The organism is Comamonas faecalis (genome assembly GCF_039538025.1).
Taxonomy (GTDB): Bacteria; Pseudomonadota; Gammaproteobacteria; order Burkholderiales; family Burkholderiaceae_C; genus Comamonas_C; species Comamonas_C faecalis.
Genome location: NZ_BAABBP010000017.1, coordinates 47,004 through 72,241, shown reverse-complemented (window position 1 = coordinate 72,241; position 25,238 = coordinate 47,004). Strand labels below are relative to the sequence as shown.

General features: G+C 68.1%; 25 protein-coding genes. 14 read left to right on the top strand and 11 right to left on the bottom strand.

Features of this window, described 5'->3' with window-relative positions; all coding sequences use genetic code 11:
• Window positions 1-237 precede the first annotated feature (237 nt).
• From ABD767_RS10775 to ABD767_RS10755, 5 genes are read right to left on the bottom strand one after another with little or no spacing between them, the layout of a single operon-like run.
• Window positions 238-3,033: a hypothetical protein gene (locus ABD767_RS10775; RefSeq protein ID WP_344869659.1), complete on the bottom strand. Its 2,796-nt coding sequence runs from the start codon at window positions 3,031-3,033 to the stop codon at window positions 238-240.
• Window positions 3,034-3,052: 19 nt separating this feature from the next.
• Complete coding sequence (locus tag ABD767_RS10770; RefSeq protein ID WP_344869658.1) at window positions 3,053-3,775, bottom strand: DUF7146 domain-containing protein; 723 nt, start codon at window positions 3,773-3,775, stop codon at window positions 3,053-3,055.
• Window positions 3,776-3,797: 22 nt separating this feature from the next.
• A complete protein-coding gene (locus tag ABD767_RS10765; protein ID WP_344869657.1) occupies window positions 3,798-4,019 on the bottom strand; it encodes a hypothetical protein in 222 nt (73 codons plus the stop codon).
• Window positions 4,016-4,567: a hypothetical protein gene (locus ABD767_RS10760; protein WP_344869656.1), complete on the bottom strand. Its 552-nt coding sequence runs from the start codon at window positions 4,565-4,567 to the stop codon at window positions 4,016-4,018. The genes ABD767_RS10765 and ABD767_RS10760 overlap by 4 nt, the downstream gene beginning before the upstream one ends.
• A 4-nt stretch (window positions 4,568-4,571) precedes the next feature.
• Window positions 4,572-4,814 (bottom strand): hypothetical protein, encoded by a 243-nt coding sequence (locus ABD767_RS10755; protein ID WP_344869655.1) that lies wholly within the window; start codon window positions 4,812-4,814, stop codon window positions 4,572-4,574.
• A 120-nt stretch (window positions 4,815-4,934) separates the two neighbouring features.
• On the opposite strand from ABD767_RS10755, the gene ABD767_RS10750 reads away from it, so the two are divergent.
• Complete coding sequence (locus ABD767_RS10750; protein ID WP_344869654.1) at window positions 4,935-5,300, top strand: Arc family DNA-binding protein; 366 nt, start codon at window positions 4,935-4,937, stop codon at window positions 5,298-5,300.
• A 19-nt stretch (window positions 5,301-5,319) separates the two neighbouring features.
• Here the strand turns inward: ABD767_RS10750 and ABD767_RS17285 are convergent, their stop codons facing one another.
• The 5 genes from ABD767_RS17285 to ABD767_RS10735 all read right to left on the bottom strand — a co-directional run bounded on the left by ABD767_RS17285 (window position 5,320) and on the right by ABD767_RS10735 (window position 9,435).
• Window positions 5,320-5,661, bottom strand: coding sequence for an ogr/Delta-like zinc finger family protein (locus ABD767_RS17285; protein ID WP_425549914.1), 342 nt, complete (start codon window positions 5,659-5,661; stop codon window positions 5,320-5,322).
• Window positions 5,662-5,664: 3 nt separating this feature from the next.
• Window positions 5,665-5,898 (bottom strand): ogr/Delta-like zinc finger family protein, encoded by a 234-nt coding sequence (locus ABD767_RS17280; protein ID WP_425549915.1) that lies wholly within the window; start codon window positions 5,896-5,898, stop codon window positions 5,665-5,667.
• Window positions 5,899-5,906: 8 nt separating this feature from the next.
• A complete protein-coding gene (locus tag ABD767_RS10745) occupies window positions 5,907-6,218 on the bottom strand; it encodes a helix-turn-helix transcriptional regulator (protein ID WP_344869653.1) in 312 nt (103 codons plus the stop codon).
• A 277-nt stretch (window positions 6,219-6,495) separates the two neighbouring features.
• Entirely contained in the window at window positions 6,496-6,636 is a 141-nt protein-coding gene (locus ABD767_RS10740; RefSeq protein WP_344869652.1) for a hypothetical protein, read from the bottom strand.
• A 594-nt stretch (window positions 6,637-7,230) separates the two neighbouring features.
• Complete coding sequence (locus tag ABD767_RS10735; protein ID WP_103044564.1) at window positions 7,231-9,435, bottom strand: malate synthase G; 2,205 nt, start codon at window positions 9,433-9,435, stop codon at window positions 7,231-7,233.
• Between the two features lie 226 nt (window positions 9,436-9,661).
• Between ABD767_RS10735 and ABD767_RS10730 the strand changes: the two genes are divergently transcribed.
• On the top strand, window positions 9,662-10,636 hold the full coding sequence (locus ABD767_RS10730) for a LysR family transcriptional regulator (protein ID WP_344869651.1): 975 nt from the start codon (window positions 9,662-9,664) through the stop codon (window positions 10,634-10,636).
• Window positions 10,633-11,088 (top strand): DUF2214 family protein, encoded by a 456-nt coding sequence (locus ABD767_RS10725; protein ID WP_103044562.1) that lies wholly within the window; start codon window positions 10,633-10,635, stop codon window positions 11,086-11,088. The genes ABD767_RS10730 and ABD767_RS10725 overlap by 4 nt, the downstream gene beginning before the upstream one ends.
• A gap of 58 nt (window positions 11,089-11,146) precedes the next feature.
• On the opposite strand, the gene ABD767_RS10720 is transcribed toward ABD767_RS10725, so the two are convergent.
• Complete coding sequence (locus ABD767_RS10720; RefSeq protein ID WP_103044561.1) at window positions 11,147-11,491, bottom strand: PsiF family protein; 345 nt, start codon at window positions 11,489-11,491, stop codon at window positions 11,147-11,149.
• A 125-nt stretch (window positions 11,492-11,616) separates the two neighbouring features.
• Between ABD767_RS10720 and argS the strand changes: the two genes are divergently transcribed.
• From argS to ABD767_RS10665, 11 genes are all read left to right on the top strand, one after another.
• Window positions 11,617-13,296 carry an arginine--tRNA ligase gene (argS, locus tag ABD767_RS10715; protein ID WP_103044560.1) on the top strand — a complete coding sequence of 560 codons (1,680 nt, stop codon included), beginning with the start codon at window positions 11,617-11,619 and terminating at the stop codon, window positions 13,294-13,296.
• Window positions 13,297-13,307: 11 nt separating this feature from the next.
• Entirely contained in the window at window positions 13,308-13,922 is a 615-nt protein-coding gene (locus tag ABD767_RS10710; RefSeq protein WP_344869649.1) for an SPOR domain-containing protein, read from the top strand.
• 75 nt (window positions 13,923-13,997) lie between these two features.
• On the top strand, window positions 13,998-14,633 hold the full coding sequence (locus tag ABD767_RS10705) for a thiol:disulfide interchange protein DsbA/DsbL (protein ID WP_344869648.1): 636 nt from the start codon (window positions 13,998-14,000) through the stop codon (window positions 14,631-14,633).
• 198 nt (window positions 14,634-14,831) lie between these two features.
• Window positions 14,832-15,431, top strand: coding sequence for a lipopolysaccharide transport periplasmic protein LptA (gene lptA, locus ABD767_RS10700; RefSeq protein ID WP_344869647.1), 600 nt, complete (start codon window positions 14,832-14,834; stop codon window positions 15,429-15,431).
• On the top strand, window positions 15,428-16,204 hold the full coding sequence (gene lptB, locus ABD767_RS10695; RefSeq protein ID WP_103044557.1) for an LPS export ABC transporter ATP-binding protein: 777 nt from the start codon (window positions 15,428-15,430) through the stop codon (window positions 16,202-16,204). The genes lptA and lptB overlap by 4 nt, the downstream gene beginning before the upstream one ends.
• Window positions 16,204-17,736, top strand: a complete 1,533-nt coding sequence (locus tag ABD767_RS10690) for an RNA polymerase factor sigma-54 (protein ID WP_344869646.1) — start codon at window positions 16,204-16,206, stop codon at window positions 17,734-17,736. The genes lptB and ABD767_RS10690 overlap by 1 nt, the downstream gene beginning before the upstream one ends.
• Window positions 17,737-17,888: 152 nt before the next feature.
• Window positions 17,889-18,335, top strand: a complete 447-nt coding sequence (locus ABD767_RS10685; protein ID WP_344869645.1) for an acyl-CoA thioesterase — start codon at window positions 17,889-17,891, stop codon at window positions 18,333-18,335.
• 24 nt (window positions 18,336-18,359) lie between these two features.
• Entirely contained in the window at window positions 18,360-20,606 is a 2,247-nt protein-coding gene (locus ABD767_RS10680; protein WP_344869644.1) for a TonB-dependent receptor plug domain-containing protein, read from the top strand.
• Entirely contained in the window at window positions 20,606-21,157 is a 552-nt protein-coding gene (locus ABD767_RS10675) for a YfiR family protein (RefSeq protein ID WP_344869643.1), read from the top strand. Before ABD767_RS10680 ends, ABD767_RS10675 begins: the two co-directional genes overlap by 1 nt.
• Entirely contained in the window at window positions 21,154-24,165 is a 3,012-nt protein-coding gene (locus ABD767_RS10670) for a response regulator (RefSeq protein ID WP_344869642.1), read from the top strand. The genes ABD767_RS10675 and ABD767_RS10670 overlap by 4 nt, the downstream gene beginning before the upstream one ends.
• Entirely contained in the window at window positions 24,162-25,079 is a 918-nt protein-coding gene (locus ABD767_RS10665) for a diguanylate cyclase (protein WP_344869641.1), read from the top strand. Before ABD767_RS10670 ends, ABD767_RS10665 begins: the two co-directional genes overlap by 4 nt.
• Window positions 25,080-25,238 lie beyond the last annotated feature (159 nt).

Here is a 25,238-nt window from a genome sequence, read left to right as displayed (position 1 = left end):
TTGGCCAGCAGGCCAGACAGCAGTTCTTCGGGTACGTCGTGTTTCTTGGTGTTCATTGTGCTTACGGACAGGCCGGCTTACGCCGGCGGTGGATTGTCCGTTTACACAAAATTCTGCACACCCTCCATCGAGTGCCGACGCGGGCCACACATGCAAGGCACCGTCAGGCGCGGCGGCCAGGTGCAACGCCTGGCGCCGCAGGTAGGCCAGCAATGCGGGGGCAGTGAGGCGGTGCATTCAAAACGTAGCCACGTTCTGTGCCACATCGGCGGGCATCGTTGGCCTATCGGCCGCAGGGCTGGTGGCGCGCGTGGCGTACACCGCCCAATGCAGCAAGCCCGCGCGGTGACCGATGCGGACAAAGCGCTTGCCGTCCACGATGCGGCCTTGCATGCGTTCAATCCACCGCCCAAACATGCGCGAATTGATCTTGCCGGACTGCCCCGCGATGTCGTCCATGGCCATAGCCACATGCGCATCTGTGTCACCCCGGCGGATCATCTCGCCCACGGTGGTTTGCCGGTCACCTGCCGTCGCATGCCATGCCTCCAGCATGGCGCGCAGCTTGGTGGTCTCGGGGTCTTGCTCAAAGGCTCGTCTGGCGGCCTCCATGGGGTCGGCCAGCTCGGGCAAGCTGGCGTCTTGCGCCATGGTTACCTGTTGCGCCAGCCAGCAAATGGGCTGGCGCACCAGATCGTCCCATTGCTCAAAGCTGGCCGTTCGGCCGCTGGCCATCTTGGGCCGGCCTGCCGCGATATAGGCGCGCACGATGGTCAGTGCTGCCACCACGTAGGCCAGGCGATCGGCCTGCACCATCTGCGCAGGGTCAAAGCTGAAATCACGTGCGTAGGGCGTCTCGCTTTGCGCGTCGATGCGGGCCGTCAGGACGCGGCGGCAGGTGTCGCTTGTCATGCGCAGGTTGTTGCCCGTGGCGATGAACAGCGCACGGTTGGGCAACGTCACGGTTTCGCTGCTGCCCAGCACGCGATCAGCGAAGGTGGACGCGGTCAGAAAGGCATCGAGTGAAGCGGAACCCAGCGGCTCGCGCACGTTGTCCCAAAGCACCACGCGCTGGCCTTCGCGCAGCACGGCAAAGAGCCGCTTGCGGGTTTCCTCATCGGTATCGGCGGGCGGCAATATGGAAGGCTCGGAGCCTGTGGCTAAGATGCCGATGCACCGCGCCAACAGAGTCTTGCCGCTGCCCGCGGCCGGTGCATCAAAGCCAACGCCCGGCGCCGTGGGCAGGCTGGCACGAAGCGCGGCGGACAGCAGCCCATGCAGCACCACGCCGTGGGCCACGGCATCCACCAGCGGAAATTGCGCCAGCGGCTTCCACAGAAAGCGCAGTGCCTGCAACGCATCCTGCACGCTGGGCGACTGCGGCACGCGCGGCGGGCTGGGGTGTTCGCTGTAGTACAGCAGGCCCGATTGTTCGTCGTGCCCCGGCCGGTCAAGAATGGTGCCGTCCATGCGCAGCGTGGGGGCGGTCACCACGGCCACCAGCTTCTTGAATCCACGCTCCCCATGCTTGGCCAGGATGGCGCGCGCCACGCTCAAAGGAGCATCCTCGGGGCATTCCTCTGTGGTGTCGTCACCGTCCACCTTGCGACGGCTGCGCACCGAAAAAAACTCGCACACGCGGCCCATGTGGTCGGTCAGCCAGTCCGGCGTCACGGTGCGGGCCTTGCCGTCGCTCACGTAGGCCACGGCGCCCTCGCCATAGTCAAACAGCTCTCCGCGCTCTTGCAGCACCGACAGCACCGCATCGGTGGTGGCCACGCGCATGCCGCGCCCCACTTGGATGCGCGCACTCTGGCGCAGCAGCTCAAAGCGCATGCCGCCGTGGCGATGCGTGTAGAGGTAGGGACGCCGCCCGCTCTTGAGGTTGACCACGGCCACGCGGGTATCGCTGTCAGGATCCAACGGATCGGCAAACTGTGCGTTATGCCAACGGTCGGGGCGGTCCAGAATGTCGCCCACCGCCACGGGCTTGCCCAGTTCGGACGTCAGCACAAAGTCCCCCATCAACACGCGCTGCGCGCTGGCACGTTGCAGCACGTCGCGGGCCTTTTCCAGTGGAATGCCGCGGCGCTTGGCCAAGGCTGGCGCCTGCTGCTGTGCCCAGCGCTCGCGCTGCGCGGCGCATTGCCCCGCCAGGTTCGCACGTTGGGTTTTCTTGAGTGCTTGGGCCTGCTTGTGCGTGTCCGCATCGCGCGGAATCAACGCCAGGTCAAACAGCGCAAGTGGATCGCCAAAGATGCGCGGCGCAGCCTGCGGGCGTTGCAGGCCATGCAGCAGCACGGGCGGCGCACAAAAGTCCAGGCGTTCGGGTTGCCACACGCTGCCGTCGATGATGGTGCGCTCCAGCGCCTGGCCTGCACGGCCCACCTCAAACCAGCCTAGCCCAGCGGCCCACAGCAGTTGCATCAGAGCACGTCCGGCCTCGGGAATGCAGGACGCATCGCGCACCGGAATGTAGAGACGGTGGCGCGTGAGTGCCGACAGCTCGCGCCCATCAGGCGCACGCACGCCGGCCGAACAGCTCGGGCGCCATAACATGGGCGCATCGGCCAGCACAGGGCAGGCGTCGATCAACCGCTGCCGAAATGCATCCGCATTCAGATCACCCTCGGGCGTTCCATCATGATCCAGCATCAGCACGCCAGGGCCTGCGGGGTAGGCAAAGTGCCGCCGCGTGCGTGATATGGCATCGGGCAGGCCCTGCACGTCGCGCTCCGGCACGATGGCGGCTTGCGCGCGGTCGCACACGCCCCAGCTCACTGCCTGCGCCGCGGTCAAGCGTTCCAGCACATCGGCCAGCGCTTGCAGGCCCTGCACGGTCGCCCGCTGGGCCGTGCCACGCATCATGTTGGCCGCGCTTTCCTTGGCCATGGAGCCATCGGCCGCGAGTGACAGCACCTTGGTGAGCCGGTCGGGCACGGTGGATGTGAAAACCGTGAATTGCAATGCGCCGGGCGCTGCTGGTGGCTTTGCCGCGCCCGTGTTTGTAGCGCTGGCCTTGTGTGTTTGCATGTCGGTTGGCCTTGTTGCTTTAATGAAATCTTGAAATGGTCGGCGCGGCCTGGTCTGTGTGGCCGCAGGTGAAAAGCGTAAAAACCTGCACGCCACAGGCTTTGGCCTTGCGCGCCAGCTCGGCGCCTGGCGCGGCTTGGTTTGGGTCGTCGGCGTCAAGGAATACATACAGGCTGTCAACGCCACGCGGCCAATGCACATGCGCCAGGGCGGCGGCGTTGAGCACGGCCCAAACCGGCATGCGGCAGGCGCTGCCCATGCGCAGCGCTGGCACCAGGCCCACGGCAACCCCCAGCGATGCGCCCCGCCCTGCAACGGGCGCAAGGCGCAAGGCCGCGCAACGCGATGGGCCATCCTTGCCCGTCAGCTTGATAGGCGCCCACACGGGCGCAAGCGCGCCGCAGGAATCAAGGTAGATGCGTTGCAATGCCACGGTGTGCACTGCCAGCGGAGCGCCGCGCGCAGGCGCATTGATGGACAGCGCCGCCAGCAACGCGGGATGCTTGCCGCAAAGCTCGGCGGGAGCGCCTGGCGGCGCGTCCCAATAATCGAGCGCCGGATGAAAGCGCAGCGCCTCGGGCCATGGCGCCGCCTGGCCCGCCGGCGGCGCGACGCCTTGACCGCGCAAATAAAGGTCTGCGGCGTCGCCGGGCTGTATGGGACGCGCCTGCCCCCACAGCGCAGCAATGCGCGCGCGGTTGGCCTCGTAGGCGTGGCGCGGGTGGGTGGTGTTCATGGTCATTTGTCGCCCTCTCCTGCTGGCGTCAGCCCGCGCAAGGCCGCGCGCGTGCTTCAATTTCTCGGTCATGGCCCATCGTGTGCGGCCCAGCCGTTTTGCCAGCGCCGCGCGCGGGGCGCGCAAGCGCTGCGACTGCCTGCGCAACAGTCATTGCACGGGCGCATTCTTCGCGCGCCCGGTCAAGCTGTCGCAGAGCATCGGCGGCACCGGCCAGGTCTGCGCCGGTATGGGTGATGCTGGCGTTCATGCTGCGACTCCTGCGGCTGCGCGCTCGGCCTGGGCGCGGGCGGCGGCGTGCAGGGAGCCAAGCAACACGGCCAGCGCGTCAAGGTTCCGGGTTGCCGATTGCGTCATCACGCCCAAAGCGTCGCCCAGCTGCTCGCCGCACGCATCTGCCGCATACGCGGCCAGGCCGGCAAAGGCGTTCAACGCGCCTTGATCGCGGCGCAGCGAATACAACAGGTCGTTCGCATCTGCCACCATAGTGCGGGCGCTGTCGACCAGCGGTTGTCGTGTCGTGGCGGCGTCTATGGCCCCCAGCTGCGCAGCCAGTGCGGACACACGCAGATCCACGGCCTGGGCGTAAACGTCCAACAGGTCGGCAAAGCCCGACAACGAAAAAAAGCCGCTGGCGTTCGCTACCAGGTCGGCAATGCACTCGCCAGCGCGTAATGTGGCGTGCAGGCGTTCAGCCTCATCGAGGGCTTCAAGCGCGGCGGCGCGGGCGTCCGTCATTTTTGGGCAAGGCTGCGCCGGCGCTGCCTCGCGGGCAGCGTTGTTGATGGTCGTATTCATGGATTTACTCCGCTGATTGCGCCGCTGGGGCTTGGGCGCTGGTTTGCTGCGCTGGTTGTCGCGGCTGTTGCAATGCTCTCTCGCCCGCCTCGATCAGTATCAAAATTTGCTTGTTGAGGGTGCGTTTTTCGATTGCCGCTTGGGCCTTCAGGCGGGCGCGATGGCCAGGGTTCTCAAACCGCAAGATGTACTTGTCGGCCTTCTCTTGCCCGGCTTGTTCCGGGGCTTCGGGTGCAACGGTTGTCATAAGCTCCTTTGTGGCGACTTGCCATGTTTTGCATTATGGCTACTAGCCATGATCTTTGCATGCAAATGATGGCGACTAGCCATTGATTATTTCTATGGCTAGTTGCCATTAAAATGGGTTATGACTAAAGACCGCGCCTCCTACCCGTCGGAAACCGCTGATAAGTACGTGGTGCGCTTCCCGGACGGGATGCGAGACATGATTGCGGCTGCTGCCAAGCGCAACCAGCGGACGATGAATGCTGAAATCGTGGCACGGCTTGCGGCCTCGTTCGCCGTCGTTGACCCTGAAACCCTCGCCAAAGACCCCACGGGCGAACTGCATCACCGGATGCTTGCACTTGAAAGGCGTGTGGTCACAGAAGATGCGCTCGCAATCCTGAATGCGCGGATGGATGCGGTTGAAAGAATGGCGCGGGAACTGCCAACGCTTGCGGACGAAGTACAGCGCAGCGCGCGCGCCCGTGCGCAAAAGAAAAAGGACTAGCCCCAAGCCACGGCGGGATTCAACGCAACCATGCATGACGATCCTCTGGCGCCCTGGCGGGTGTGTCCAGCAACCGCACTGCCGGCCCGCTTTCATCCTCAGACATAGACGGATGCTGCGCGATGGCATTGCGTGTGGCCTCGGCGATGGGCAAGTAGATGGCGGGGTCTGGCTTGGCCGAAGGGGATAAGGTGCGCGTGGCCGCTGCATGAACCAGGAATCTGTACCCGCAGGCGGCATCGGTGCAGTCGTAATAGACCTTGCGCAGCAGGGGCGTTGTCTCCGAGCTGCAGCGAATGACCGTAGGGGGCCTTGCAATGCGGACAGTGCACGTAGATGCCTGCGGCCGGCCGATAGGCAATCTTCACGCAGCATCCTCCACCACAGTGCGCCGTACGTGAGGGCTTGGCGGAATGCAAATGGCAGGGTCGGGCCGAGCCGATGGCCTGATGGCATGAAGCACCTCGGCCTGTACTTCAAAGCCGTGGCCGCATTCTGGATCTGGACATTGGTAGCGCACCTCAAATAGAAGAGGCGTCACGTTACGCGCGCGGCGGGCTATGGCAGGCTCCCGGCAATGAGGGCAGCGGTACAGCATGGTTTTACTCACGCGACCCATTTGGCGACTGTCTTTGCTGCCCCTTTGCGAGTGGCCTTGAGAGGCGCTGGGGCGGTGGCCAGGGGTCGCGCGGCGATCCAGGCATCCACCTCCGATTCACGCCAAGCCACGCAGGCGCCGAGCAGTTGCACGGGGTGCGGGAATACGCCGCCTTTCACCTTGGCGTACACCGTGCTGCGACCCAGGCCGGTCAGATAGCACACGTCATTGATGCGGAGCAGGCGCTCGCGGTAACTGCGCTCCACGGCGGGAGCTGAATTGGCGGTATTCATGGCTGGCGAACGGGTCGTTTGGAACATGTCTCCATGGTGTTGCGTGGACAGCCAAAAGCCAAGAAACCTAAGTTGTGGATAACGTATACACAGCATGCAGCGCCGAAAGCCGTTTCAATGACGCCCGCACGCCACAGGCACGAACGCGCAGCGGGCGCGGAAAAGCGCTCGCGATAGTGGTGGTGGGATGGGCGCGCCGCCCGTCAGTGCAGTGGCGGCAGACCGGCCGCCTTGCGCGTGCCGCGGATGAGGCGGTCTATCTCATCGAGTTCCTGTGCGGAAAGCGCCTCTTGCGGTTCATCCTTCACGCCCAGCACCCAGCACCCAGCACCCAGCCCACGGCACGGCCGGCCGCCATGGCGCACAAATAGATGAACAGGATGACACCGCCCAACAACGCGAGAGCACTCAGCACGGCCACGGTGACGACGATGAAGGTGGTCATGACTACATGGTATCTCCAGCCATGGCCGAGGTGGTGGGTTTGTAGGCTTTGGAGGGTTTGTGGCCGGTCAAAGCGCGAGCCGGTGAAATGCCGAATCAGCTCAAGCCGCCACCGGCCCCGCCCGGGTCAGCCGACCACCAGGCCGAACTTGCGTTGTCTGGTGGGTTTGGTGGGTTTGTAGGCTTTGGAGGGTTTGTGACCGGTCAAAGCGCGAGCCGGTGAAATGCCTGATCGGCTATCGTGGTGGCTTGAAACCAAGAGTGTGGGGGCAACTTTGGGGGCAACTATTGAACGTGAAAAAGAGAAAACCAAGTATCCATGCGGGTCTCCAATGATCATGGAAGGGAGTCCCAGCCACCAGAATTGCCGGATCTGCTTACAGCAGGTGTTGAATCCAAAAAGCCCCAGACATCAACGACCTGGGGCTTTTTTGTCGTCCAAGAGAACTCACTGAATCCCAGGGGCGATCGTCTCGTTGCTCAGTCATTTTCGCGGCAATTCGCGCCCGGTCGTGCGGCGGCTGTGCCCAGCGAAACGACAACGGCACCCGAGGGCGCCGTTGCCAGAGACCACGCGCCCGTCGGGCGCTGGTGCTTACCTGGCCTTGGCTGCGGCCTTGACCTTCAGGCGCCAGGCGTGCAGCAGTGGCTCGGTGTAGCCGCTGGGCTGGGTCAGTCCCTGGAAGACCAGGTCGCAGGCGGCCTGGTAGGCCATGGACGTTTCAAAGTTACCGTGCATGCGCTGGTACAGCGGGTCGCCGCCGTTTTGCTGGTCCACCTTGGCAGCCATGCGCTCAAACGTTGCGCGCACGCGCCCTTCGCTGACGATGCCGTGCAGCAGCCAGTTGGCCACGTGCTGGCTGGAGATGCGCAGCGTGGCGCGGTCTTCCATCAGGCCGATGTCGTTGATGTCGGGCACCTTGGAGCACCCCACGCCCTGGTCGACCCAGCGCACCACATAGCCCAGGATGCCCTGGATGTTGTTGTCCAGTTCCTGCTGGATTTCCACGTCGCCCCAGTTCGGGTTGGCCGAGACGGGCACCGTCAGCAGGCCGGTCAGCAGGTTGTCGCGCTCGGCGGCGGCGTCGGTTTTCTCCATCTCCTGCTGGATCTGGGCGACGTTGACCTGGTGGTAGTGCAGCGCGTGCAGCGTCGCGCCCGTGGGGCTGGGCACCCAGGCGGTGTTGGCGCCGGCCTTGGGGTGGGCGATCTTCTGCTCCAGCATGGCCTTCATCAGGTCGGGCATGGCCCACATGCCCTTGCCGATCTGCGCCTTGCCGCGCAGGCCGCAGGCCAGGCCGACGAGCACGTTGTTCTTCTCATACGCCTGGATCCAGGCGCTGGTCTTCATGTCGCCCTTGCGGATCATCGGGCCGGCGTGCATGGCGGTGTGCATCTCGTCGCCGGTGCGATCCAGAAAGCCGGTGTTGATGAAGGCCACGCGCGCAGGCGCAGCGGCAATGCAGGCCTGCAGGTTGACCGAGGTGCGGCGCTCCTCGTCCATGATGCCGAGCTTGACGGTGTTCTCGGCCAGGCCCAGCAACTGCTCGACGCGGGCAAAGAGCTCGTTGGCAAAGCCCACCTCGGCCGGGCCGTGCATCTTGGGCTTGACGATGTAGACGCTGCCGGTGCGCGAGTTGCGGATGCCCTTGGTGCCCAGGCTCTTGAGGTCGTGGATGGCGATGGCGGTGGTGACGACGGCGTCGAGGATGCCCTCGGGGATTTCCTTGTTCTCGGCGCCCCAGAGGATGGCCGGGTTGGTCATCAGGTGCCCGACGTTGCGCACGAACAGCAGCGAGCGCCCGTGCAGCGTGACCGGCTGGCCGTTCGCGCCGGTGTAGACGCGGTCGGGGTTGAGGCCGCGCGTCATCGGCTGGCCGCCCTTGTCGAAGGTCTCGGTCAGCGTGCCGCGCAGAATGCCCAGCCAGTTGCGGTAGCCCAGCACCTTGTCCTCGGCATCGACGGCGGCGACCGAATCTTCCAGGTCGAGGATGGTGGACAGTGCGGCCTCGACGACCACGTCGGCCACACCGGCGTCGTCGGTCTTGCCAATCGGCGTTGCGCGGTTGATCTGAATGTCGATGTGCAGGCCGTTGTTGGCCAGCAGCACGCTGCTGGGCGCGGCCGCTTCGCCCTGGTGGCCGACGAACTTGCCCGCGTCCTTCAGGCCGGTGGTCGAGCCGTCCTTCAGTGTGACGGCCAGCTGGCCGCCCTCGACGCGGTAGGCGGCGGCGTCGGCATGCGAGCCGGCGGCCAGCGGCGCGGCCTGGTCGAGGAAGTTGCGCGCAAAGGCAATCACCTTGGCGCCGCGCACCGGGTTGTAGCCCTTGCCCTTCTCGGCGCCATCGGCTTCGTCGATCACGTCGGTGCCGTACAGCGCGTCGTACAGCGAACCCCAGCGCGCGTTGGCGGCATTGAGCGCATAGCGGGCGTTGAGGATGGGCACGACCAGCTGCGGGCCGGCCTGGATGGCGAGTTCGGCATCGACGTTGGCCGTCGTCGTCTTGGCACCCTGGGGCACGGGCACCAGGTAGCCGATGGTCTCCAGGAACTGGCGGTAGCCGGCCATGTCGGTGATCGGGCCGGGATGGGCCTTGTGCCAGGTGTCGAGCTCGGCCTGCAGGCGGTCGCGCTCGGCCAGCAGCGCGGCGTTCTTGGGCGCCAGGTCGGCGACCAGCGCGTCAAAGCCTTGCCAGAAGGCCGTCGGGCCCACGCCCGTGCCGGGCAGCACCTGCTCGTTGATGAAGCTGTACAGCTGGTTGTCCACCTGCAGGCCATGGATGGAAGTGCGTGCGGTCATGTTTTCTCCTGAAACATAAAAACAAAGCCATGGCGACTTTGCGCCCTGGATCGTGAAAACGTTTCTTATTACTCTATTGCAAATATTTCCATCAATAAACAAGGCCAATATCCCTAAACCAATGACTTTTTTGCAAAGATGAAAGACACTCGCCTCCGGGTTTGTGCTGACTCACGGCACATGGCGGCACCCAAGCCCCGGCCCGCATCTGCATTTATTTGCCGTCATGGACAAGCTCAAGGCCTTTGAATCCTTTGTCTCGGTTGCCACGCGTGGCAGCCTGACGGCGGCTGCGCGCGTCGAGGGCGTGGCGCCCGCCATCATGGGGCGGCGGCTCGATGCGCTCGAAGAGCACCTGGGCGTGCGCCTGCTGGTGCGCACCACGCGGCGCATCACGCTGACGCACGAGGGCAGCGCCTTTCTGGAGGACTGCCAGCGCCTGCTGGCCGACGTGGCAAATGCCGAGGCCAGCGTGTCGGCCGGCGGCATCAAGGCCACCGGCCATTTGCGCGTGACCGCGCCGGCTGGTTTTGGCCGGCGCCACGTGGCGCCGCTGGTGCCGCTGTTTCGCGAGCTGCATCCGGACGTGACCGTGTCGCTCAACCTGTCGGATCGGGTGGTCGACGTGGCCGGCGAGGGCTATGACTGCGCGGTGCGCGTGGGCGACCTGCCCGACTCGTCGCTGGTCAGCGTGCGCATGGCCGACAACCGCCGCCTGTGCGTGGCGTCGCCGCGCTACCTGGCGCGCCGCGGCACGCCACGCCATCCGGGCGAGCTGACGCAGCACGACTGCCTGACGCTGTCCAGCGAAGCCTCGCAAACGCGCGGCTGGGCGTTCTGCCAGCCGCGCAGCGACGGCGGCGACGGGGTCGAGGTGGTCTACGTCAAGCCCGGCGGCCCGCTGGACTGCTCCGACGGCCAGGTGCTGCACGACTGGTGCCTGGGCGGCTGGGGCATCGCCTGGCGCAGCACCTGGGAGGTCGAGAGCGAGATTGCTGCCGGCCACCTGGTACCACTGCTCGAAGCCTACGCCGCGCCGCCCAATGGCATCTATCTGGTGTTTCCGCAGCGCAAGCACCTGCCGCTGCGCGTGCGCCTGTGGATGGAATTTCTGCGTCACCATTACGCGCAGGCCGCCTTCTGGGCGCGCAGCGCGATGAACGCCATCGCTCCCTACAACCCCAAGGACACGACATCGTGATCACCGAAGCCCTGCTTGCCTTTGCCCACATCATGGCCTTTCTGATGCTGGCCACCTTCATGACCAGCGAGACCGCGCTGTGCCGCAAGGAGTGGATCAGCCCGGCCATCGTCCACCGCCTGGTGCGGTTGAACCTGCTGACGCTGGTCTCGGGCGTCATCGTGCTGGCGACGGGCCTGGCGCGCACCTGGTGGGGCGTCAAGGGCACGGCCTGGTACTGGAGCCAGCCGTTGCTGCACGCCAAGGTGACGCTGCTGGTCATGATGCTGGCACTGGCGCTGGCCGCCGGGCGCCACTACCGGCGCTGGCGTGCTGCGCTGGACGCGGGCGCCGGCCTGCCGCAGGAGGGCGAGCTGCGCGCCGCGCGCCGCCTGGAGATGTGGGCCGCGCACCTGATGATCATCGTCGTGCTGCTGGCCGTGTGTCTCGCGCGGGGCGTGGGAACGCGCTGAGCACAAAAACAACCCGCGGCCGGCGTGCGGCGGCGGGTTGGCATGGGGAGCGTGGCGCTCAGGCGGCGGGCTTGTCGGACAGGCAGCTCTTCATGAAGGCCTTGCGCTCGTCGCCGGCCAGCTGTTTGGTCTTGGCTTCGGCGTTGCAAGTCTTCATGCGGGTCTGCTGGGTGCTTTCCTGCGCAGCGGCGGGCGCGGCCGTCTTGCCGCTCAGGCACTGCTTCATGAAGGCCTTGCGCTCGTCGCCCTTGAGCGCCTGCGTCTTGGCGTCGGCGTTGCAGGTCTTCATGCGCTGCTGCTGCGGCGTCAGTGGCTTCTTGGCGGTGGCGTCTCCTTCGGCGGCCTGGACGCTGAAGGTCCAGGCGAGGCTGGCGGCAGCCAGCAGGGCAAACATCTTCTTCATGGCATGGCTCCTGCAATCAAAAAGTTGAGTGAGGTGCCGCGTCCTCCCTGTGCGAGCGCGGCGCCGCCAGCATATCGCTGCCGCCAGGTGCCGGGGTTAAGGGCTGACCCGTAGAATCCGCCCCCATGCTTTCCGTGAAACAACAACTGCTGGCGGCGCTCGCCGGCGAGCTCGAACGCCTGTCGCCCGGCGCCGGAGCGCGCGCCGCCTTCGAGAACCCCAAGGTTGCCGCGCACGGCGACCTGGCCTGCACCGCCGCCATGCAGCTGGCCAAGCCGCTCAAGCAAAACCCGCGCGCGCTGGGTGAACAATTGCAAACCGCGCTGCTGGCCACGCCCGCGTTCGGGCAATGGGTCGACGCGATCGAGATCGCCGGCCCGGGCTTTCTGAACATCCGCCTCAAACCCGCTGCCAAGCAGCAGGTGGTGCGCCAGGTGCTGGCGCAGCGCGCGCGCTTTGGCTGGCAGGCCGATCGGGGCGAGAAGATCCTGGTGGAATTCGTCTCGGCCAACCCCACCGGACCGCTGCACGTCGGCCACGGGCGCCAGGCGGCGCTGGGCGACGCGATCTGCAACCTCTACGCCAGCCAGGGCTGGAGCGTGCACCGCGAGTTTTATTACAACGACGCGGGCGCGCAGATCGAGACGCTGACGCGCAGCACCCAGCTGCGCGCCCAGGGCGTCAAGCCCGGCGACGCCAGCTGGCCCGAGGCCGCCTACAACGGCGACTACATCCAGGACATCGCCGACGCCTTTGTCGCCAAGGCTACGGTGACCGCCGACGACCGCGCGTTCACCGCCAATGGCGACGTGCAGGACGCGGACAACATTCGTCAGTTCGCCGTCGCTTACCTGCGCAACGAGCAGGACAAGGACTTGCAGGCCTTCAACCTGAAATTCGACGAGTACTACCTCGAATCGAGCCTGTACGGCAATGGCTACGTCGAGGAGACGGTGCAGCGCCTGATCGACAGCGGCCACACCTACGAGCAGGACGGCGCGCTGTGGCTGCGCACCACCGATTACGGCGACGACAAGGACCGCGTGATGCGCAAGAAGGATGGTGGCTACACCTACTTCGTGCCCGACGTGGCCTACCACATCCAGAAGTGGCGCCGCGGCTTCACCAAGGTGGTCAATATCCAGGGCACCGACCACCACGGCACCATCGCCCGCGTGCGCGCCGGCCTGCAGGCGGCGGGCGTCGGCATTCCCCAGGGCTACCCCGACTACGTGCTGCACACCATGGTGCGCGTGGTCAAGGGCGGCGAGGAGGTCAAGATCAGCAAGCGCGCCGGCAGCTACGTGACGCTGCGCGACCTGATCGAGTGGACCAGCAAGGACGCGGTGCGCTTCTTCCTGCTCAGCCGCAAGCCCGACACCGAATACACCTTCGACATCGACCTGGCCGTAGCGCAGAACAACGACAACCCGGTGTACTACGTGCAGTACGCGCATGCCCGCATCTGCTCGGTGCTGCGCGGCTGGCGCGCCGACTACGACGTGGGCGCGCTGGAGCAGGTCGACCTGTCGCCGCTCACCAGCGCGCCGGCCCAGGCGCTGATGCTGCTGCTGGCCAAATACCCCGACATGCTGACGGCGGCGGCCCACGGCAACGCGCCGCACGACGTGACCTTCTACCTGCGCGATCTGGCCGCCTGTTACCACAGTTACTACGACGCCGAGCGCATCCTGGTCGATGATGAGCCGGTCAAGCTCGCCCGGCTGGCGCTGGTCGCCGCCACCGCGCAGGTACTGGCCAGCGGCCTGGCGCTGCTGGGCGTGGACGCACCCTCAACCATGTGAACACCACCATGATGGACAAGCAACAACGCGGCGGCACCTTTCTGGGATTCATCCTGGGCGTGCTCGTCGGCCTGGGCGGCGCGCTGGCCGTCGCCGTCTACGTCACCAAGGTGCCGGTGCCCTTCATCAACAAGGACAGCCTGCGCAGCCAGGACAGCAGCGAGGCGCAGCGCAACCGCAACTGGGATCCCAACGCGCCGCTTTACGGCAAGAACCCGGCGCCCAGCCGCCCGGCGGCACCGGGCGACGCACCGTCCGCCGCTACGGGTGCTGCGTCGGCGCCGTCCGACGATCCGTTGGGCGACCTGGCGCGCGCGCGCTCCGAGGCGGCTTCCGCCGGCACGGCCACGGCCGCCGTGGCGCCAACGGCTGCTGCGCCAGCCAACGACCCGTTCGCCTACTTCGTGCAGGCCGGCGCGTTTCGCACCCAGCAGGACGCCGACGCCCAGCGCGCGCGCCTGGCCATGCTGGGCCTGCAGGCCAGCGTGACCGAGCGCGAGCAGTCCGGGCGCCCCGTGTTCCGCGTGCGCGTCGGGCCGTACAGCCAGCGCGGCGAGGCCGCGGCGGTCAAGGAAAAGCTCGACGGCGCCGGCGTGGACGCCGCGCTGGTGCGCGTTCAGCGATAGATCTGCGCCCGCCTGCGGGAACCACCTGCGCGCCCACGCCTCTATTTCTCCATTGCCATTTCGGGAGCAACCCACATGAAACGTCGTGAATTCGCCCTTGCCGCAGCCGCCGCCAGCCTGCCCGCGCTGTGGAGCCTGCCCGTCCAGGCCCAGTCGGGGCAGGGTTATCTGGAGCTCAAGCAGCGCGCCACGGTGAGCGCGCCGGCCGGTCAGATCGAGGTGATCGAGTTCTTCTCCTACGGCTGCGTGCATTGCAAGAACTTCGCCCCCATCTTCGAGGCCTGGAAGAAAACCGTCGCCAAGGACGTCAGCGTGCGCATGGTGCACGTGGGCTTCAACAAGAGCTTCGAGCCGCTGCAGCGCATCTTCATCACGCTGGAGACACTGGGCCAGGCCGACGCGATGAACGCCAAGGTCTTCAAGGCGGTGCAGGACGAGCGCAAGGCGCTGAACAAGCCCGACGTGCTGTTTCCCTGGGTGGCGGAGCAGGGGCTGGATCGCGCCAAGTTCGAGTCGATCTACAACTCGTTCAGCACCGCCAGCCAGGTCAAGCGCTCGATGCAGCTGCAGGACGAATACCAGGTCGAGGGCACGCCGGCCATCGGCGTCGCCGGGCGCTACTACACCGACGGCTCGATGGCCGGCGGCTTCGAGCGCATGGTGCAGGTCACCAACCAGCTGGTCGAACGCGAACGCAAGCGCGGTGCCTGAGCGGCCGCCCGCCCACTCCCTGCACCCGCGCGCCGCAGCGCCGCCCGCACAGGCGGCCTGCGGCGCTGCTCGTTTTATGAATGGCGCGCCGCGGTCTCGGGTTCTGCCTGGCGCTCCCGTCACGGTATTGACGGGCATATCCAGCCGCCGAATTCAGGGTCGCGGATCGCTACAATGCCAGCAAGATTCGTGCCGCCTATGAAAACCATCCTGACCCCCTTGCTGGCCGCGCTCGTGCTGGCCTGCGCGCCGCTGGCGCATGCCGAGAAGGCCGACCGCAACAAGCCCATGCACATCGAGGCCGATGCGCTGCGCCACGACGACCTCAAGCAGGTCAGCGTGTTCACCGGCAACGTCGTCGTGACCAAGGGCACCATCGTGCTGCGCGGCGCGCGCCTGGAGGTGCGCCAGGACGATGACGGCTACCAGCACGGCACGATGACCGCCGACACGGGCAAGCGCGCGTTCTTTCGCCAGAAGCGCGACACCGCTGCGAACCAGCCGCCGGAGTTCGTCGAGGGCGAGGCCGAGGTCATCGCCTACGACGCGCGCGCCGACGACGTCACGCTCACGCGCCAGGCCGAGCTGCGCCGCTACCGCGCCACCACGCTGGCCGACGAGATCCACGGCGCTGTCATCGTCTATCACAACCTGACCGACGTCTTCACCGTCGACGGCGCCAAGGCCGGCGCAGGCACCGACACGCGCGTGCGCGCGGTGCTCACGCCCAAGGACAGCGACGCACCGCCTGCCGCCGCGCCCCAGGCGCCGGCCGCCAACAAGGCGGGCGCGCAGTGACGGCGCCGGTCGTGGATGCGGTGGTGGGCGCGCCCAGCCAGCTGCAGGCGCAGCACCTGCAGAAAAGCTATGGCAGCCGCAAGGTCGTCAAGGACGTGTCATTGACTGTGCAAAAGGGCGAGGTCGTCGGCCTGCTCGGGCCCAATGGCGCAGGCAAGACCACGTCGTTCTACATGATCGTCGGCCTGGTGCGCGCCGACGGCGGACGCATCGCCATCGATGGCCAGGACGTGACCGACATGCCGATCCACCGGCGCTCACGCCTGGGCCTGTCCTACCTGCCACAGGAGGCGTCGATCTTTCGCAAGCTCAACGTCGAGGACAACGTGCGTGCGGTGCTGGAGCTGCAAAAAGACGGCGATGGCCGCGCGCTTGCGCGCACCGAGATCGAAGAGCGCCTGACCCGGCTCTTGCAGGAGCTGCGCGTGGAGCACCTGCGCGACACGCCGGCACTGGCGCTGTCGGGCGGCGAGCGCCGGCGTGTGGAGATCGCGCGGGCGCTGGCCACGCAGCCGCGCTTCATCCTGCTCGACGAGCCGTTCGCCGGCATCGACCCGATCGCGGTGATCGAGATCCAGCGCATCATCGGCTACCTCAAGGAGCGCGGCATCGGCGTCCTGATCACCGACCACAACGTGCGCGAGACGCTGGGCATCTGCGACCACGCCTGCATCATCAGCGACGGCCAGGTGCTGGCGCAGGGCACGCCGTCGGACATCGTCGACAACCCCGAAGTGCGCCGGGTCTACCTGGGCGAGCACTTCCGCATGTGATGAAGCCCGGGCTGTCCCTGCGCGTCTCGCAGCACCTGGCGCTGACGCCCCAGCTGCAGCAATCGATCCGCCTGCTGCAGCTGTCGACGCTGGAGCTGCAAAGCGAAGTGGCGCAGATGCTGCTGGACAACCCGCTGCTGGAGCAGGACGACGAGCACGAGGACGGCGGAGCGCCGGAGCCTGCGGCCGCATCACGCGAAGACGCGGCGCACGACGGCAGCCCGGCGGCCGAGGGCGACGCACCCGACGGCGGCACGCCCGATAGCTCCAGCCTGGAGCTGCCCGCCGACTGGGAGGGCGAGACGCCGCCCGACGACGGCGACAGCGAAGGCGGCACCGAGCTGCCCGCGCGCGGCCAGACCAGCACCGCCGGCGGTGGCGACGACGAGGACGCGCTGCTGCAGGTGGGCGCGCACGAGTCGCTGGCCGAGCATCTGCAGCAGCAGGCGCTGTCGCTGCACCTGGAGCCCGCGACGCGTGCGGCGCTGGAGTTCCTGATCGGCTCGCTCAACGACGACGGCTACCTGGACGACGATCCCCAGGCGCTGGCCGCCGCGCTGGCCGGCGACGACGCGGCCGTGAACCACGAAGCGCTGGAGCACTGCTTCACCGTCGCGCTGCGCCTGCTGCAGGCCATGGAGCCTGCCGGCGTGGGCGCGCGCGACCTGGCCGAATGCCTGCAGCTGCAGCTGCGGGCGCTGCTGGCCGGCGCGCAGGACGACGAGGAGGCGCGGCCGCTGATGCTGGCCCAGGCCATCTGCCGCCAGCCGCTGGACTGGCTGGCGCGGCGCGACCTGCGTCGCCTGGGCCAGGCCTGCGAGGCGGACGAGGGCGCGCTGCGCGAGGCCATGGCGCTGATCGCCCGCCTGGAGCCGCGTCCCGGGCGGCGCTTTGCCGACGTGAGCCGCCACGCCATCACGCCCGACGTGATCGTGCGCCGGCGTGGCAGCGGCTTTGCCGCGCAGCTCAACGCCGCCGTCATGCCACGCCTGCACGTGCACGAGGCCTATGCCCAGGCGCTGCGCTCGCACCGCGGCAGCGAAGGCCTGCAGGCGCTGCAGTCACGCCTGCAGGAGGCGCGCTGGTTCATCAAGAACATCCAGCAGCGCTTCGACACCATCCTGCGCGTGTCGCAGGCCATCGTGCAGCGCCAGCAGAATTTCTTCGAACACGGCGAGCTGGCCATGCGCCCGCTGGTGCTGCGCGAGATCGCCGACGAGCTGGGGCTGCACGAGTCGACCATCTCGCGCGTGACCGGCGGCAAATACATGGCGACGCCCCAAGGCACCTACGAGCTCAAGTATTTCTTCGGCTCGGGCCTGGGCACCGACAGCGGCGGCAGCGCGTCGAGCACCGCGGTGCGCGCGCTGATCCGCCAGCTCATCGCCGAGGAAGACCCGGCCAAGCCGCTGTCGGACGCAAAAATTGCCGACCTGCTCAAGGAGCAGGGCATCGAGTGCGCGCGGCGCACCGTCGCCAAATACCGCGAGGCGCTGAAGATCGCGCCAACCCAGCTGCGCCGGCAGCTTTAGAGCGTAAACACGCTCCTAGTCCTGCGCAGGGCCGATGGGTGGTCCGAGAAAACACCTATAATGTTACAAAACGTCACTATCACGCCCCGTCCCAGCGAGGACGGCCGGCGCGGCAGCCTATCCTTGTCCCTTTTGTTCCGGACGCTCACGCCATGGCGCGCATTCTTTTCGACCTTCCCGAGCGATTTGCCTTCAGCACCGAGGTGCAGGTCTACATCAGCCACGTCAACCAGGGCGGGCACCTGGACAACGCCCAACTGCTGAGCCTGGTGTCCGAGGCGCGCGTGCGCTTTTTCCGCTCGCTGGGCTTTCGCGAGGGCGACGTCGGCGGCGCGGCCATCGTCGTCGGCGACATGGTGGCGCAGTACAAGTCCGAGGCCTTCTACGGCGAGACGCTGCGCGTGCAGATGCAGCCGGCCGATTTCAACCGCTACGGCTTCGACCTGGTGTACTGCATGACCGAGGTGCGCCAGGGGCGGGAGATCGCACGCGGCAAGACCGGCATCGTCTTCATCGACCCGCGCGAGCGCAGGGTCACGCCAATACCGGCCGTGGTGCAGCGCGAGCTCAATGCGCTGGTCAGCGCCAGCGCTGCCTGATTTGCAAAAGTCGGCGCAGCTGCAATGAGCAACCGCCCCCGCATCCCCTGGCTGGCAGGTCTGCTGGCGCTGGTGGCGCTTGCCGCGCAGCCCGCGCGCGCTGGCCACGATGCGCAGGAGGCGCGCCAACTGCTGCAGCTGTCGCTGCAGGACCTGATCGCCACGCCAATGATCACCGCCTCGCGCCAGAGCGAGACGCGCGACCAGACGCCGGCGCACGTCATGGTCTTCACCCGCGCGCAAATCCGCGAGCGCCGCTACCAGAACCTGGCCGACCTGCTCGAAGACCTGCCCGGCGTGGATTTTCAGCGCGGCACCAAATCGTCGCAGTACAACCAGTTCGCGGTGCAGGGCTACGTCGGCCCGGGCAAGCTGCTGGTGCTGCTCGACGGCGTGCGCATCGGCCATCCCGGCGGCGGCAACTTCCCCGTGGCCGACAACCTGGACCTGCACATGGCGCGCCAGGTCGAGGTGCTCTACGGCCCCGCGGCCGCGCTCTACGGCGCCGACGCGGTGGCCGGCGTGGTCAACATCATCACCGAGCACGGCGGCCAGCAGGCCGGCAGCTGGGCCAGCGCCGGCGCGGGGCGCTTTGGCGCGCGGCGCGGCTCGTTCATGACTGGAACGACGACCGAAGGCGGCCTGGGCCTGAGCTTTGGCGGCCACTGGCAGCAGGCCGACCGCGCGCCGCTGCAGGACTACTACCCGACGTATTTCCCCAAGGTCGACGGCGTGTACGAGGGCGCCATGGTGCTGCCCGCCGCCACGCGCGAGGACTACACCGGCGCGATGGGCAGTGCCAGCCTGTTTGGCCGCATCGACCTGGCCGACCGGCTGACGCTGGGCTGGTACCGCTACCGTTTCCACAGCCTGACGAGCACGGGCGACCCGCCGGCCACCGCGCGCTACGACAGCGGCGCGCAGTGGCGCACCACGTCCGACACCGTCTACGCCAACTGGCACCAGGACTGGGGTGGCGGGCTGCGCGGCGAGCTGACCCTGGATCATTCGCGCCTGGAGGTCGATCCGCGGGCGTATTACGACAATGTGTTCAACGGCTTTGCACGCGGCTATTCCTACGTGCTGGGCGAGCGCACCGGCATCGAGCAAAGCCTGCACTGGCGCCTGAGCGACGCGCACCAACTGCAACTGGGCCTGGGCTGGCAGACCATCCAGGACATCGAGGCCAGCAGCCTGCCCAGCCCTTACGACACCGGCCGCGCGCCCGGCGACCAGGGCATGGTGTTTCCCAACACCGGCCTGCCTCTGCCGACGCAGCAGGCGCACTTTCACAACCTGTCGGCCTACGGCCAGTGGCAGGCGCGCTGGAGCGCGCGGTGGTCGAGCATGGCCGGGCTGCGGCTGGACCGCCATTCGGCCTACGGCAGCGCGCTGAACCCGCGCGTGGGCGCGGTGTACAAGCCCGGCGAGCGCCATGTGCTCAAGGCCTTGTACGGCCAGGCGTTTCGCGCACCCTCGCCCGACGAGAGCCTGAACGTATTCGGCCGCTTCGACGGCAGCAAGGACAAGGACGGCAACTACTGGGGCCACAACTTCCGGGTTCCCAACCTGCGCCTCAACCCCGAGAAAGTGAGCACGCTCAGCCTGGTGTGGGACTGGCGCGCCACCGAGGCGCTGAACCTGACGGCCAACCTCTACCACAGCCGCATCAAGGACTTGATCGTCAAGGCGCAGCTGGGCGACATCGTCGCGGACGGCGCCCACCTGATCGCGCCGGAGACCCGCGTCAACGCCGGCCAGCAGCGCCAGAGCGGGCTGGATCTGGCCGGGCAGTGGCGCTTTCGCCTGAGCCCGGATTGGAGCGGCGACCTGTGGGGCAGCGTCAGCTGGATCCACGGGCGCGTCGACGAAGACGGCGTGCAGCGCGAGATTCCCTACGTCGCGCGCCACAAGCTCAAGCTGGGCGCGACGCTGCGCTGGCGCGGCAGCGTCAGCATCACGCCGCGCCTGCGCCTGGCCAGCGCAACCACCAACGGCCGCGTCGCGCCGCCCGACGCCGCGCTGCAGATTCCGGCCGCGTGCGTGGGCACGCCCCAGGCGCCGCAGCGCTGCCGCACGCCCGGCGGCGGTGTGCTCGACCTGCACCTGGGCTGGCACCACCTGCTGGGCGGCAAGGCCACGCTGTGGCTGGACGTCTACAACGTCACCGACAGGCGCTGGCTTGCCGCTGGCGGCGCGGGCAGCCGTACCTTCTGGGACATGCCGCAGCAGCCGCGCAGCTGGATGCTGACGCTGGATTGGCGGCTGTGATGCTCCACCTGCGGCTGCTGCAGCGCGCCCGCACCTGGGGCTGGGTGCTGGTGCTGGCGTGCAGCCCGGCGCTGGCGCATGCGCAGGCGGCGGCGCCGGAATACGCGCTCAAGGCGGCGCTGCTGCTCAAGCTGCCGCGCTTCGTCTACGTGCCGGGCCTGGCCGACGATGCGCCGGCCACGCTGTGCGTGCTGGGCGACAACCCCTTTGGCGCCACGCTGCAAGACCTGGCGCGCCAGCCCATCGACGGGCGCCAGATCCTGGTGCGGCCGCTGCGCGCGGGTGCGCCGGCCAATGGTTGCAACTTCGTCTTCATCGCGCGCAGCCAGCAGGCCGAGCTGGCGCAGACCCTGCAAGCCCTGGCGGGCGCGGCGGTGGTCACGGTCTCGGATCTGGCCGGTTTTGCGCGCGCCGGCGGCATGGTGGAGCTGGCGCGCGATGCACGCGACGACGCGCGCCTGCGCATCGTGCTCAACCCGCAGGCGGCGCGCGCGCAGGGCGTGGGCTTCAACGCGCAGCTGCTGCGCCTGGCCACGGTGGTGGAGCCATGAAGCGCGGACTGCCCCGGCTGCAGGCACGCACCATCCGCGGGCGGCTGGCGCGCATGTTCGCGCTGACCTGGGTGCTGGCCTTCGTGCTGGTGTTCGCGGTGATGCTGGTGCAGCAGTGGCGCACCGTCAGAAGCGAGATGCAGGTGTCGCTGCAGGTGCAGGCGCTGCTGATGGCGACCAACAGCCAGGCGGCGTTCGACTTCGGCGACGCCCACGAGGCCCAGCGTCTGCTGCAGGCCATGGAGAAAAACCCCGCGGTGGTGCGTGCGCGCCTGCTCACCGACGGCGGGCACAAGGTGCTGGCGCAGTACGCGCGCCAGCCGCAGGACGCGGCGATCGCCGCGCCGCCGCCCGGCGGCGCGCAGGGCGCGCGCTTCGTCGGCAACCATCTGCAGGTTTGGGCCGGCGTGGCCGGCAGCCAGGAGAGGGCGCACATCGAGCTGCTGGCATCGCTTGCGCCTATGCAGCAGGCGCTGTGGCACGCCGCGGCGCAGATCGGCGTGGGCCTGCTGGCCGTGCTGCTGGTGTTTCTGTGGGTGTCGGCGCGGGTGGCGCGGCGCATGGCCGTGCCGCTGCAAGGCCTGAACGGGCTGATGAAGCGCGTGGCCAAGAGGCCGCAGACGCGCGACCGCATCGTGCTGACCGGCGACGACGAGCTGGCGCAGCTGGGGCGCAGCCTCAACGCGATGATCGACCGCCTGCAGCGGCGCGACGGCGAGCTGGCGCAGTACCGCCAGGGGCTGGAGCGCCTGGTCGCCCAGCGCACCACGGCGCTGCTGCAGGCCACCGAGCGCGCGCAGCAGGCCAACCGCGCCAAGTCCGACTTCCTGGCGCGCATGAGCCATGAAATCCGCACGCCGATGAACGCCATCGTCGGCCTGGGCAAGCTGCTGCTCAAGACGCCGCTCAACCCTCAGCAGCGCGAATGCCAGGAGCGCGTGCTGTCGGCCACCGACATGCTGCTGGGCCTGGTCAACGACATCCTGGACTACTCGCGCATCGAGGCGGGCAAGCTGGCGATCGAGCACATCGCCTTCGACCTGGAGCAGGTGCTGCGCAACGTCAGCAACCAGGTGGCGCTGCGCGCGCACGAGCGCGGCCTGGAGTTGCTGTTCGACGTGGCCGAGGGCGTACCCGAGCGCCTGATGGGCGATCCGCTGCGCCTGACCCAGGTGCTGGTCAACCTGGCCAACAACGCCATCAAGTTCACCGAGCGCGGCGAGATCACGGTGCGCGTCACCACGCTCAAGCGCACGCCGCAGCAGACCGTGCTGGCCTTTGCGGTGCACGACACCGGCATGGGCATTGACGCGGACAAGCTCGCCGAGCTGTTCTCGCCGTTCACCCAGGTCGACGGCTCCATCACGCGCCGCTTTGGCGGCAGCGGCCTGGGCCTGGCGATTTGCCGCCAGCTGGTCGAGCTGATGGGCGGGCGCATCGACGTGCGCAGCACGCCCGGCCAGGGCAGCCGCTTTCGCTTCACGCTGCCCACCCAGCCCGTGCGCACCGCGCCGGCGCAGCCGGTGCTGCAGGGGCGGCGCGTGCTGCTGGTCGACGCCAACGCCGGCGCGCGCCGCGTCACTGGTGAGCTGCTGGCGCAGCTGGGCGCGCAGGCGCTGGCGCACGGCGACTGCGCTGGTGCGCTGCAGCAGCTCAAAGACGGTGCGGGTCAGCCGCTGGACGCACTGTTGCTGGATGCGCGCCTGGACGGCAGCGCCGACCTGCTGGCCGCGGCGCGCGCACAGGGCCTGGCCGTGGTGGAGCTGCTCACCCAGACCGCCAGCGCCGAGGGCGTGCACGCGCAGGTGCTGGTCAAGCCGCTGCTGCGCGCGCCGCTGCGCGATGCGCTGGCCCATGCGCTCAACCACGGATGGCCCGGCAGCGACGCCGCGGCCGCCAGCCAGCCCCAGGCCTGCGACCACGACTTCAGCGCGATTGCCGGCGCGCGCGTGCTGCTGGTCGACGACGTGGAGCTCAACCGCACCGTGGCGCTGGCGTTTCTGCAGGAGGCGGGCGTGCAGGCCGACACCGCCGTCGACGGGCGCGAGGCGCTGCGCAAGCTGCGCAGCCAGCACTACGACCTGGTGCTGATGGACATCCAGATGCCCGACCTGGACGGCTGGACCGTGGCGCGCGCGATGCGCAAGGCGCCGCGGCTGCGCGACCTGCCCGTCATCGCGATGACCGCCCACGCCCAGCCCGCCGACCGCGAGCGCAGCCTGCAGGCGGGCATGAACGACCACCTGACCAAGCCCATCGACCCCGAGGCCTTGTTTGCCGCGCTGCTGCGCTGGATCGCACCGCGCGCGCAACCGCCGCGGCCCATGGCCGTGGCCGCGGCGCAGTCCACGGGCGAAGGCGGTGCGGCGCTGGCGCCGCTGGAAGGCATAGACACCGCCGCCGGCCTGGCGCATTGCCTGGGCCGCGTGGCGCTTTACCGGCGCATCCTGGGCGAATTTGCCCGCGAGAACGCAGGCCGCGCGCAGCAGATCGCGCACGCCGACGCCGCGCACGACTGGCCGCTGGCGCGGCGCCTGGCGCATTCGCTCAAGGGCGGCGCGGCGACCATCGGCGCCGGTGCGCTGGCGCAGCTGGCGCGCACGCTTGAAGACGCCTACGCCCAGGGCGGCGCAGCGCCAGCGCCGGCGTGCGCCGCCCTGGCGCTGGAGCTGCAGCGGGTGTGCACCCTGCTGCAGCCGTTTGCCCATGTGGATGCGGCCCCGACCCAGGCCGTGCCTGTGCCCGTGCAGGCGCTGTTGCAGCGCCTGCGCGCGCTGCTGGAGGCCGATGACGCCGGTGCGCTGCAACTGCTCGACGCGCTGCAGCCGGCCTGCCAGGGCGCGGCGCGTCAGGCGCTGGACGCGGTGCGCGCGCTGGTCGAGGACGTGGAGTATGCGCAGGCGCTGGGGCATCTGCCCCGTCTGGCACAGGCGTTGGGCCAAGGCCAGGCGGTGGGTGACAATGCTCCCGGCGGCCGTCCGGACGCCAGCAAGAAGGAGTCCGCATGACGATGACTGACCAGGGAGCGGTGCACACCGTGCTGATCGTCGACGACGAGAAGCACAACCGCCTGCTGCTCACCGAGCTGTTTGCCGGGCAATACCGCGTCATCCAGGCCAAGAACGGCGCGCAGGCGATCGAGCTGGCGCAGCAGCACCAGCCCGACCTGATCCTGCTGGACGTGCTGATGCCCGACATGGACGGCATGGCGGTGGTCCGCACGCTCAAGCGCGAAGACCGCACGCGCCAGATTCCGGTGGTGTTCATCACGGCGCTGGACTCGGCCGCCGACGAGGAGCTGGGCCTGGAGCTGGGCGCGGTCGACTACATCACCAAGCCGTTTCACCCATCGATCGTGCGGGTGCGCGTGCGCAACCACCTGCAGATCGTGCACCAGCGCCGCCTGCTGGAGCAACTGGCGGCGCTCGACGGCCTGACCGGCATTCCCAACCGGCGCCGCTTCGACCAGGCGCTGGAGCAGGAGTGGCGCCGCTGCCAGCGCGCGGGCCAGCCGCTGTCGCTGATCGTCGCCGACGTCGACTGGTTCAAACCCTACAACGACGCGCTGGGCCACGCCGCCGGCGACCGCGTGCTGCAGGAGGTCGCCGCCGTGCTGCGCCAGGGCGCGCGCCGCCCCGGCGACCTGGCCGCGCGCTATGGCGGCGAGGAGTTCGTGCTGCTGCTGCCGGGCACCGACGTGCCGCAGGCGCAGGAGCTGGCCGAGCAGCTGCGAGGCCGGGTGCAGCAGCTGGCGCTGGCGCACCCGGCCTCGCCCGTGGCGCTCAGCGTCACGCTCAGCCTGGGCGGCGCCAGCACGCTGGCGCAGACCTCGGAGGTGGACGGCAGCTTTTTCGCCCGCGCCGACGCCGCGCTCTACCAGGCCAAGAAGGCCGGGCGCAACCGGGTGCACTGGGCGGCGTAGCAGCTGCGGCCGCTGCCGCAGGCTTTATTCCATTTCCATATCAACCGATTACTTTGTCGGTTTCGCTTGTCGTGCTACAGCATTGTCTGCGCTTCACCTTCGCGTACTCGATCGATATAGAAATGGAATGAGGGGCCTGTTCAGCGAAAGCCGCCGTGC